The organism is Massilia sp. P2_C2 (assembly GCF_056404615.1).
Window position 1 is genome coordinate 1 of sequence record NZ_JBFUDR010000210.1, and the last position, 11,362, is coordinate 11,362.

Annotated in this window: 8 protein-coding genes; 1 reads left to right on the plus strand and 7 read right to left on the minus strand. The window is 67.9% G+C overall.

Annotated features, from left to right (window positions below; genetic code table 11):
* Positions 1–132: 132 nt before the first annotated feature.
* The 7 genes from AC1DYX_RS21290 to AC1DYX_RS21320 form a co-directional block, all read right to left on the minus strand.
* On the minus strand, positions 133–906 hold the full coding sequence (locus AC1DYX_RS21290) for a hypothetical protein (RefSeq protein WP_477262505.1): 774 nt from the start codon (positions 904–906) through the stop codon (positions 133–135).
* The gene (locus AC1DYX_RS21295; protein WP_477262507.1) at positions 903–1,583 is read right to left on the minus strand and encodes a hypothetical protein; all 681 of its coding nucleotides are present in this window, start codon (positions 1,581–1,583) and stop codon (positions 903–905) included. The genes AC1DYX_RS21290 and AC1DYX_RS21295 overlap by 4 nt, the downstream gene beginning before the upstream one ends.
* Positions 1,580–2,527 carry an agglutinin biogenesis protein MshI gene (locus AC1DYX_RS21300; protein WP_477262509.1) on the minus strand — a complete coding sequence of 316 codons (948 nt, stop codon included), beginning with the start codon at positions 2,525–2,527 and terminating at the stop codon, positions 1,580–1,582. The genes AC1DYX_RS21295 and AC1DYX_RS21300 overlap by 4 nt, the downstream gene beginning before the upstream one ends.
* Positions 2,528–2,762: 235 nt before the next feature.
* Positions 2,763–3,272 (minus strand): type II secretion system protein, encoded by a 510-nt coding sequence (locus tag AC1DYX_RS21305; protein ID WP_477262511.1) that lies wholly within the window; start codon positions 3,270–3,272, stop codon positions 2,763–2,765.
* Positions 3,273–3,316: 44 nt separating this feature from the next.
* Positions 3,317–3,817 carry a type II secretion system protein gene (locus AC1DYX_RS21310; RefSeq protein ID WP_477262513.1) on the minus strand — a complete coding sequence of 167 codons (501 nt, stop codon included), beginning with the start codon at positions 3,815–3,817 and terminating at the stop codon, positions 3,317–3,319.
* 8 nt (positions 3,818–3,825) lie between these two features.
* Positions 3,826–5,076 (minus strand): type II secretion system F family protein, encoded by a 1,251-nt coding sequence (locus AC1DYX_RS21315; RefSeq protein ID WP_477262515.1) that lies wholly within the window; start codon positions 5,074–5,076, stop codon positions 3,826–3,828.
* Between the two features lie 9 nt (positions 5,077–5,085).
* A complete protein-coding gene (locus tag AC1DYX_RS21320; RefSeq protein WP_477262517.1) occupies positions 5,086–6,792 on the minus strand; it encodes a GspE/PulE family protein in 1,707 nt (568 codons plus the stop codon).
* 338 nt (positions 6,793–7,130) lie between these two features.
* On the opposite strand from AC1DYX_RS21320, the gene AC1DYX_RS21325 reads away from it, so the two are divergent.
* A partial coding sequence (locus tag AC1DYX_RS21325; RefSeq protein ID WP_477262519.1) for a PAS domain-containing protein occupies positions 7,131–11,362 on the plus strand: 4,232 nt, incomplete at its 3' end.

An 11,362-nucleotide genomic window follows, 5' to 3' on the forward strand; every position in this document is an offset into this window, starting at 1 on the left:
GTGTCGGCGTGGCGGAGGCAGGCGGCCGGGTCGGGTCCTGCAGCGCCTGCGCACCCGCGCCGCTCGTCGCCAGCAGGGCCAGGCAGGCCGCCAGGCGGCGCGCGGCGGATGCCGGCTTGCGCATCGTCGTGATCACAGCTTCATCCATTTCGGGTCCAGGCTCAGGGTGTAGAGGGTCAGGGTCAGGCGCACGTTCGGGTACGCTTCCGCATCCAGCTGCGCCTTGCCCCAGAACAGCTGGGTGGGCAGCGTCTCCAGCGCGTGCATGTAGTCGACCATGTCGAGATAGCTGCCGCGCACGGTCAGCTCGACGCCGTGGCGGTACAACAGGTCGGGAGCTTTCACGACCGGCGGCGGCGCCGGGTGCGTGGCCGGCGCGGCAGCGGCTGGTGCCACGGGCATGACGGATGCCGCGGCGGGCGTTCCCGCGGCGGGCGTCCCCGCGGCGGGCGTCCCCGCGGCGGGCGTCCCGGCGTCTTCGCCCAGCGTCGTCACGGGCAGCGTCTGCAGCGACACCAGCTTCAGCCGGCCGTTCGCGCGCAGGATCGATTCGAGCAGCGGCGCGATGCGCTCGGCCGGCACGAGGCCTTTCTGCATCGCGCGCAGCTGCTCGCTCATGCGCGCCGTTTCCGCGCGCACGTCGCCCAGGCGCTTGCGCAGCGCATCGTTCGGGTCGTTCGCGTACGCCTGCGCCTTGGCCGCGATCTCGGCGTTGACGCCGTCGACGGTGGCGTCCTGCCGCTGCCGGGTCGACCGCAATGCCGCCTCCTTGCGCGCCAGCGGCCCGAACACGAGCGCATTCGCGAGGAACACGAGCACGACGACCGTCGCGCCGAAGGCCATGAGGCGTTCGCGCGGCTGCAGGGCCTCGATCCGCGCCGCGAACTGGAGCCAGCGGCGCTTCATGGCCGGCCTCTGGCGGCAGCGTTGGCGGACGACGCGGCATCGGCCGCCGCGGCGGATTGCAGGCTGAATTCGACGTAGGGCGCGGGCGCATCCGCTTCCTTGCCGTCGGCATCGCGCACCTTCACGCTGCCCGCCTGGCCGATCTGCATGCTGCCCACCGGCTTGCCCTGCAGGACGCGCTCATTGCGCAGGCGGGTCAGGTAACCCGGCACGAGCGCGGGATCGAGGGCCCGGCCGCGCACACCGATCTCGGTGCCGGCGCCGGCGATGGTGACGCCCGTCAGCCATACGCCGCTCACGCTCTGGCGGGCCAGCGCGCGGAAGTATTCGGCATAACCCTGCGTGTTGCCCAGGTCGCCGCGCTCGATCACGTCGGCCACGCGGCGCAGCGCATCGCGTTCGTTCTGCGCCTCGGCCAGTTCCGCTTCGAGGCGCCCGTCCTTCGTGCGCGGCGCAAACCGGGCGGTGGCTTCCTCCAGGCGCTTCTGCGCTTTCTGCACGCGCTCTTCGCCCTGCGCGACTTGCGCCTGCAGGCGCAGCACGCGCACCTTCGCATACACGCCCGCGGCGACGAGGCCCAGCACGAGCACGCCGACGGCGGCCGCCATGCCATTCACCGTGAAGATCTTCTTCTGCGGCTGGAACTGCGGGTTGAACAGGTTGATCTGCTGGCTCATGCCGCGCCCTCCTCCACGCGCAGCGCGGCCCCGATCGGTAGGAAGAAACGCTGCTGGCGTCCCGCATCTGCGAGGTCGGGGACGCGTTCCAGGTCGAGGATATTACTCAGGTTCAGCGTCTCGACCCGGGTGTAAAGGTTGCTTGACAGGTATTCGTCCAGGCCCGTCGCACCGGTCGGCGCCAGCACGAGCTTCGCCACGCTGATGAACGAAAACTGGCGCTCGAAGTTGTCGAGGGAGCGCTGCAGCTCCAGCGTGATCTTGTCGAAGCTCTGGTGCTTGCGGTCGTGGTCGTCGTCGAGGAGCTGGGAAAGCAGAACGTCGATGCGGCGCGACAGGTACAGTTCACCGCGCCACGACACCGTCAGGAGGCCGCCGTCCTCGCCGAACGACAGCATGGCGACGCCGCGGCCGTCCTGCTCCAGCAGCGCGGACACGTTGCGCTGGGCCATTTCGGGAATGTCGATCACGCGCAGTTTCACCTTCGCGGCGTTGAACTGCTTCTGGCGCGCGGCCACGACGCTGTTGCGGGCGGCAATCGCGAATACGCTCTGCTGCGGACGCACGACGGCATTCGGGTCGAGCGGCATGTCGAGGACGTCGAACGTGGCGTCGTCGACGGGGAAATCGAGGATATCCTTCAGGCGCCAGCGCATGGCGCTTTTAAGCTCTTCGCGCGGGACGTTCGGCGATTCGACCGACATGAACTGGTACTCGCCGCCCGCCAGCACCGTCGTGCAGCGGTAGTTCGCGCTGTGCGTCTCCCTGGCGGCCTTCTCGAGCGATTCCGCGGACGGTGTCCCGGGAAAGAACGTGGCCAGCGTCACGGCCGGCTTCGCACCGGCATCAGGGCCAAGGCGCACGCTCGCGGCCGCGATGCCGTCGCGCTGCGGGACCAGGGCCAGCCAGGATGCGTTGTTCTGTGCTTTACTGAAAAAACCCATGCGTGGCGGCGGTGTCCGTGACTTGGTCGAATGAGTATGTGGGAGGCTTGATTATATTCAAGTGTGGGAAAAATCCGATACCAAAATTTTACTTGGAGAGAATATTTCCGGTTTTCCGTACGGAACTACTAATCGGGTGTGGTCAATACGCCGCATTACATTGCAATCCGTTTCCCCTGCCGTAAACGAATTCGGGACCGCGGATGCGGCCCCGATCGACTCAGGCTATATGAAATCAGTTGCAGTTGTTCGCCGAACCGGTCACCGTCACGGTCGGCGGCGCGGTCGTCGTTGCCGTATAGGTGACAAAACAATTGGCGGCACTGGCCGTACCGACGAGGCTGATTGGTACGATCGCGATTGAATTGGCCGGGACGGTTGGCTGATTGGTGCCGCTCGTGCCTGCCGCAAACACTTGATAGTCCGTAGCCGCCAGACCGGCAGCCAATGCCGTCGAATCGATGGCGGACGGATAACCGTTCGACAGGATGGTCATCTGCACATCCTCCACCGTCAGCGACGTGCCGACCTGGGACGGATTGGCGAGCCATTTCCCGTGTGCCATTGCTGCGGTCGCACTCAGCGCACCCTTCGCTGCATTCAAGCTGGCCAAACGCGCATCACCGCCCAGGCTGGCAAACTTCGGCAGCGCCGTCGCCGCCAGAATACCGAGAATCACGATCACGACGATCAGTTCGATCAAGGTAAAGCCGCCCTGCGCATTGTTTTTGATGCTTACTTTCATGCTCTCTCCGATGAAGTGCGGCGCCGCGCCGCGTGGTGATGGATTTAACGACTGCCCTGCCGACCGATTTCATTCAAGGCAAGGCTGATCGCGGGAGCCCCCGCGACGCCAGGATTTCGGGTCAATTCTACCTTGAACACCGGCAACTTCGAATTGCCCACGGCAAAACTTTCTCGTTCCGGGCGCAAATAGACAAGCGTTTTGTCGCGTGGGTTAAACACCCACCCATGGCGTGCCACATTTCCCTGTCCGGATAGTGCAAATTCGCCAAGATAATCCGCCGGCGGCCGCGCCAGCAGGCGCATCGGGTTCTGCTGTGCGAGCGTCGCCAGCCGGTCAGAACGCCCCTCCGCCAGCGCGCGCGTCACTTCGACCTGCAGCGCGGTACGCAGCGCGGCGAGGGTCTGACGGGCGGTCGCTTCCTCGGCCGCGCGGCGGTAGCCGTCCAGGCGGTGCAGCAGCACGGTGGACAGCGCCGCCGTGATGGCGACGACGAGCGCGAATTCGTACAGCGTGAAGCCGCGTTTTTTTCCGAATCGAATCATCGCATTCCTCATTGGTGATGCAGGGCTGCCTTGCCCAGGTCCCAGATCGGCAGGAAGATCCCCAGCGCCAGCACGAGCACCATCGCACCGAGGAAGGTGATGAGGATCGGTTCGATCTGGCTGGACAACGTCTTGAGTTCATAGTCGACCTCGCGCTCGTACATCTGCGCGATCTCGTCCATCAGGTCGTCGAGCGAGCCGGATTCCTCGCCCACGGCGATCATCTGCAGCACGACAGGCGTGAACACATGGGCGTTCGTGGCCGTGCGCAGGATGCTCTCGCCGCGCTCGACGCCGTCGCGCATCTGGTCGAGGCGCTGGGTCAGGTAGGCGTTGTCGGCCGTCTGCGCGACGACCGTGAGGGCTTGCACGATCGGCACGCCGCTGCGGATCGACAGCGCGAAACTGCGCGCGAAGCGGGCCATCGTGGCCTTGTGGATGATCTTGCCGGCGATGGGGAAGCGCAGCTTGTAGCGGTCCCACGTCAGCCGGCCGGGCACCGTGCGCGTCCAGGCGCGGAAGCCGAAGAAAGCGGCCAGCGCCAGGCCCGCCATCACCGGCCAGTAATCGACCGTGAAGCGCGACGTCGCGATCAGGATGCGCGTCATCAGCGGCAGCTCGGCATGGAAAGTCTTGAAGACCTTCTCGAACTGCGGGATCACGAACACGTTCACGATGATCATCGCCGCGATCATCGCGACGATCACGAACGTGGGATAGCGCATCGCCGTCTTCACGCGGTCCCGCATGTCGCGATCGAATTCGAGGTGGTCGAACAGGCGCAGGAACACCTCTTCCAGTCGGCCCGTCATCTCGCCCACGCGCACCATCGACAGGTAGAACGGCGTGAAGCACTCGGTGTGGCGGCGCATCGCGGTCGACAGCTCGCGGCCCGCGTCCAGCGATTCGCGCAGGTCCTGGAGCACGCGCGCGAAGCTCTTGTTGGTCGCCGACTCCTGCAGCCCGGCCAGGCCGCGCATGATCGGCACGCCGGACTTGAGCAACGTATAGATCTGACGGCTGAACAGCTGCACGTCGATCGACGTGACCTGCTTGCGGGTGAGGCGCTCCCACAGGCCCTCGCCGGCGCCGGCGGCACCCGTACCCGTCGTCGCCTTGCGCGTGGTCGGGGTGATTTCCAGCGGCGTGACGCCGGTGCCGAACAACTGGTCGGCGACGGCCCCGCTGTCGGCGCCTTCCAGCACCCCCTGCATCAAKTCGCCGCGCGCGTTGCGGCCTTTGTAGGCAAAGAACGGCATGGGTGCTTATCAGTCTTCCATCTGGTTGCTGACCCGCATGGCTTCCGCCACCGTCGTGCGGCCCTGGATGGCAAGGCGCACTGCGCTGCGGCGCAGCGTCTCGCCGCGCATCTCGCCATGCGCCACCTTCAGGAAGTGCGACGGGTCGGGATGGTTCACGGCCTCGTTGACGGCGCGCGTCATCTCCAGCAGTTCGTACACACCCGTGCGGCCGCGGTAGCCGGTGCCGTTGCAGTGCGAGCAGCCGCGCCCGTGGAAGAACGGGACGGTCTCGGCGCGGTCGCCCAGTTCCGCGCGCAGCCAGGCGCGCTCCGGCGCCGGCAGCTGGTGCGGCTCCGAGCAGCTTTCGCAGATCACGCGCACGAGGCGCTGCGCCAGCACGGCCTGCAGCGAACCGCCCACCATGTAGCGCGGCACGCCCATGTCCATCAGGCGCAGCGGCGTCGAGGCGGCGTCGTTCGTGTGCAGCGTGGACAGCACGAGGTGGCCCGTCATGGCGGCGCGCAGGCCGATCTGCGCGGTTTCCTGGTCGCGCATCTCGCCGACGAGCACGATGTCCGGGTCCTGGCGCAGCGCGGAACGCAGCACGCGCGCGAACGACAGCTCGATCTTGTCGTTGACCTGCACCTGGTTGATGCCGGACAGGCGGTATTCGATCGGATCCTCGACGGTGATGAGCTTCTTCTCGACGGAATTCAACTCGGCCAGCGCGCTGTACAGGGTGGTCGTCTTGCCGGAACCAGTCGGCCCGGTCACGAGCACCAGGCCGTTCGGGCGCTGGACGATCGCGCGGAAGCGTTCCACCAGCGCGGGCGGCATGCCGATCGCATCGAGGCGCAGCGTCGTGCCGACCTGGTTCAACAGACGCATGACGACGGATTCGCCGTATTGCGTGGGCATGGTCGAGATACGCACGTCGATGCGCTGGTTGCGCACCTTGACGGCGAAGCGGCCGTCCTGCGGCAGGCGTTTTTCCGAGATGTCGAGATCCGCCATCAGCTTCAGGCGCAGCGCCAGCGGCGTCGCGATCTTGATGTCGGCTTCGGTCTGCAGGTGCAGCACGCCGTCGATGCGGAAGCGGATCTGCAGCCGGCCGTCCTGCGGCTCGATGTGGATGTCGGAGGCGCGCACCTGGGCGGCATCGTCGAACACGGACTGCAGCAGCTTCACCACCGGCGCTTCTTCCAGTCCGGAATTGGCCGACAGCGCGCCGAAGTCGACGGAGTTCGTGTCGCCCAGGTCCTGTTCCAGCTCGCGCGCGAGGCCCGTGATCTCGCCCGTGCGGCGGTAGATGCGGTCGATCGCCTGCAGCACTTCCGTCTCGTTGACGACGGCCAGCTCGACGCCCTTCTTCAACAGGCGCGCGATCTCGTCATACGCGAACAGGTCGGTCGGGTCGGAGACGCCGACGAGCACCGTCTCGGGGCGGTCTTCCAGCACAAGCGCCCGGAAGCGGCGTGCCTGCGTCTCCGGCAGCAGCCGGACGACGTCCTGGTTGATATTGTAGAACTTGAGATTGAGGTATGGGATGCCGAGCTGGCGGGCGAGCGCGCCCGAGATCTGCTCTTCCGTGACGAAGCCRTTCTCGACGAACACCCGGCCCAGCTTGCGGCCCGAGCGCTTCTGGTCGGCCAGCGCCTGGTTCAGCTGATCTTCCGTCAACAGCTTTTGCTGCACCAGGATTTCGCCAAGTCGGACTTTTTCGGGCCGCGCCATACCACCTCTTTATTAATGTAGGACTAGTCCTTCATTGTATGTCACGGGAACGAAAAATTAACGTGGAGAATGACTTTACGTATGCCAAAACGTATCGTCGGCGCGACTCCCCTTTAGCTGCGATGCCACAAGGGAAACAATGTTGCCAGAATTCGGGGTCAGACCCCTTTATTGGCATCCTTCGGCACAGAATCCTCGATAAAACAAACAGTTGCGAACTCATCGCCGCGAAAAATGTGCTCTGACCCCGAATTTGCTCCCGAATTTGCTCCGGACGCGGCCGCTGGGCTACCATGCTTTTGCGCTGCATGGGCTGCGCATCGATCGCGGAGCTTGTAGTGCAGTTGTTACAACGTTCTTTACCTTCCATACGCGCCAAGCTGGTCTGGCTGGTGCTCGCGTGCGCGCTGCCGATCCTGGTCGGCTATCTCGTGTTCGCCACCGACGCCGACCAGCGCGAGCGGGCGCACGTCGCCGAAGACGCCGGGATGATCGCCCGCGCCCTCGCCGCCGCCGTCGACCGCGACCTCGCCAACGGCGAAACGGCCGCCCGCACGCTGGCCAACCAGGCCAATCTCGCGACCGGCGACCTGGCTTCCTTCCACGCCGCCGCGCGCCGCCTGCTGCGTCCCGAATTCCCCGCCTATGCCGTCGCCCTGAGCAGCCCGGACGGCACCGTGCTGCTCGATACGCGCCATGTCTTCGGCAGCGCCCTTCCTCCGCGCGGCAACGAGGCGGACGTGCGCGCCGTGTTCCGCACCGGCGACGCGGTCACGTCCGGCCTGCACCGCGGCGACGCCACACAGCCGTGGGTGTTTTCGATCGCCGTGCCGGTCTGGCGCGAGGGCAAGGTGGCCTATGCGCTGTCCGTCGAAGTCAGGCCGCGGCGCCTGCAGGAACTGCTGGCCAACCAGAACCTGCCGCTGCACTGGACCGCCCTCGTATTCGACAACGGCCAGCGCCTCGTCGCCTACCGCGGCCAGTCGGAACGCGCGATCGGCGATCCCATGCGCCCGGAACTGGCCCGGGCCCTGGAGCGCACGCCGATCGGCCTCGTCGACCTGGCCGAACACGGGCCACAAGCGATGTACGCGGCATTCGCACGCACGTCGACCCACGACTGGGCGGTGGCGATCGGTTTTCCCCGCCATGCCGCGCGCGAACTCCTCGGGCCCGATCCCGCGACGACGCTGGCGTGGATCGCCCTCATGCTGGCCGTCAGCCTCGGCTTCGCCTGGCGCATCGGCGACGCCATCGCCCGGTCCGTGCGCGCGTTGACCGCACCGGCGGCCGCGCTCGGACGCGGCGAACCGCTGGAGATTCCGCCGCTGGCGATCCGCGAGGCGGCCACCGTCGCACACGCGCTCAGGAAGGTCGAGGGCGAGCTGCAGCAGTATCGCGCCGGCCTCGAATCGCTCGTGGCCGAGCGCACGCACGAGCTGCAGCGCTCCAGCGCCATGCTGTCCACCGTGTACGCCACGGCACCCGTCGGCCTGGCCTTCCTCGACCGGAGTCTCAGGGTCGTGATGATCAACGACTACCTGGCGGCCGTGAACGGGCTCCCCGCCAGCGCCCATGTCGGCCGCACGATGCCCGACCTGCTGGGTGAGCGCGGCGTCCAGTTCGAAATGCCCTACCGCCACGTGCTGGCGACGGGACGGCCGCTGACCGACGTCGAGGACAGCGGCGAATCGCCCGCGGAACCGGGCGTGCTGCGCTACTGGACCTGCAGCTACTATCCCGTCTTCGGGCCGGAGCGCGAGCTGGTGGGCATCAACGCCGTCGTGCTCGACATCACGGAACGCAAGCGCCAGGAACAGCGCAATCGCGACAACGAGGAGCTGTTCCGCACGCTGTTCGAGGGCTCGGGCGACGCCCACGTGCTGGTTGCCTACGGCGCCGGCTTCATCAGCGCCAACCAGGCCGCGATCGACCTGTTCGGCTGCCAGGGCGCGGACGACTTCCTCGCGATGGCGCCGGCGAGCAGCTCGCCGGAGTGCCAGCCGAACGGGCGCCGCTCGGACGAACTGTGGCACGAGGCCATGCGCCGCGCGCTCGACACGGGCGGCTGCCGCTTCGAATGGATCTACCGGCGCCGCGACGGCAGCCAGTTCCACGCCGACGTGCTGCTGAACAGCGTGGACATCGGCGGCAAGGRCATCGTGCAGGGTACCATCCGCGACATCACGGCCCGCGTCGAGACGGCCGCCGCGCTGCGCGCCGCAAGCCGCCGGCTGGAAGAGAGCGAGCGCATGATCCGCACCGTGACGGACCACCTGCCGGCGCTGGTCGGCTACTGGGACGCCGACCTGCGCTGCCGCTTCGCCAACCGCCCCTACCTGGACTGGCTGGAACGCGACGCCGATGCCGTCATCGGCCACGCGATGCACGAACTCGTGGACGAGGACCAGCTCGCCGAAGTCCAGCCTCACCTCGACGCCGTGCTGCGCGGCGAGCGCCAGTTCTTCGAGCGCAGGCTCCACCGCAAGGGGACCGGCAAGGTGATCCAGGCCTGGGGCAGCTACATCCCCGACGTCGACGCCGATGGCAAGGTGCAGGGCTTCTACATGCTGCACGCCGACATCACGGAATTGAAGCGCACCCAGTCCCGCCTCGAGGAAGCATTGCGCGCGGCCGAAGCGGCCAGCAGCGCCAAGGGCGAGTTCCTGGCCAACATGAGCCACGAGATCCGCACGCCGATGAACGCGATCATGGGCCTCGCCCGCCTGCTGGAAGAGGCCGACCTGGGCCGGCGCGAGCGCGGCTATGTCGCACGCATGCAGATGGCCGCGCGCTCCCTGCTGTCGATGCTGAACGACGTGCTCGATTACTCGAAGGTCGAAGCGGGCCAGCTCGTGCTCGAACAGACGCCGTTCGCACTCGACGACGTCCTGGCCAGCACCGCCGCGATGTCCGCCACGAGCGCCTGGAACAAGGGCATCGAGCCCGTATTCGCCGTCCATCCGGACGTGCCGGCGCGCCTCGTCGGCGATCCGATGCGCCTGGGCCAGGTGCTGCTGAACCTCGTCAGCAACGCGATCAAGTTCACCGAGCGGGGCGAGGTCGTGCTGTCGATCGCGCCCGCGCGGATCGACGGCGACACGATCGGGCTGGCGTTCACCGTGCGCGACACCGGCATCGGGATCGCGCCCGAACAGCAGCAGCGCATGTTCGAGGCGTTCTCGCAGGCCGACAGTTCCACCAGCCGCAAGTACGGCGGTACGGGCCTCGGCCTCGCGATCAGCCGGCGCCTCGTACGCCTGATGGGCGGCGACCTGCAGGTGGAGAGCAGCCCGGGCCAGGGCACCACGTTCCGCTTCGCCGCCCCGTTCGGGATCCAGGCACAGGCCGCGGCGGACGTGCACGCAGACCTGCCGCCGCTGCGCGTGCTCGTGGCGGACGACAACGCGAGCAGCCGCGCCGCGCTGGCGGGGCTGCTCGCGGGCCGCGGCTTTCACGTCGACACGGCCGCCAGCGGCGCCGACACGCTCGCGTTGCTGCGCGCCGGGGGCCCGTTCGACCTCGCCTTCATCGACAGTGGACTCGGTGACCTCGACGGCGCCTCCGTGATCGCCCTCGCGCGCGCCGACCAGGCGATTGCCCTGCCGCGCTGCGCGCTGCTGGCGGCGGACCCGGAACGCGAGCGCCTCGACGCGCTGGCGGCCGACCTGCGCGTCGACGCCATCCTCGCGAAGCCGTTCACGCCCGGGCTGCTTGCCGACGTGCTGGCGGACGTGCACAGCGGCGCGCCGGCGCCGGCGCCGGCACGGACAGCGCCGCTGGACGGCCGGCTCGCGGGCCTGCACGTGCTGGTCGTCGAGGACAACCTGCTGAACCAGGAAGTGGCGAACTACGTGCTGGTGCACGCGGGCGCCAGCGTCGACTTCGCCGCCAACGGCCGCATCGCCGTCAGCATGCTGGCGGAGCACGCGGCCCAGTACGACGCCGTGCTGATGGACTTGCAGATGCCCGTGATGGACGGCTTCGAGGCCACCCACGCGATCCGTGCGCTGGGCCTGGACCGCCTGCCGGTGATCGCGATGACCGCCAATGCGCTGGACGAGGACCGCCGCCGCGCCCTCGCCGCGGGCATGAACGATTACATCGCCAAGCCGATCGACGTGGATGAGCTGGTCGGTACGCTGAGCCGGTTGACGGGCCGGACCGCCGGTCCCGCGGACGACGCCGCCCGCGCTGCGATCATGGCCGCGTCCGCCGCGGGAGCGCCCGCCGCGGGAGCGCCCGCCGTACCGGCCCGCATCCCCGGCATCGACCTGAAGGCCACGCTGCCCCGCTTCGGCGGCAGTTTCGCCAGCTTCGCCGCGCTGTTCAAGCGCTTCGAAAGTTCGCAGGGCGGCGCGGTGACCGCGATCCGCGCGCTGCTCGACGCCGGCGACCGCACAGGCGCCAGCCAGGCCGCACACCGCCTGCGCGGCGTGGCGGGCAACCTGGGGGCCATCGACGTGGCGGAACAGGCCCAGGAACTGGAACAGGCGCTGCGCAGCGAGGACGCGGCGGCGCTGGCGCTGCGGCTCGCCCGCCTCGACGCCGCGCTGCACGTCGTGCTCGA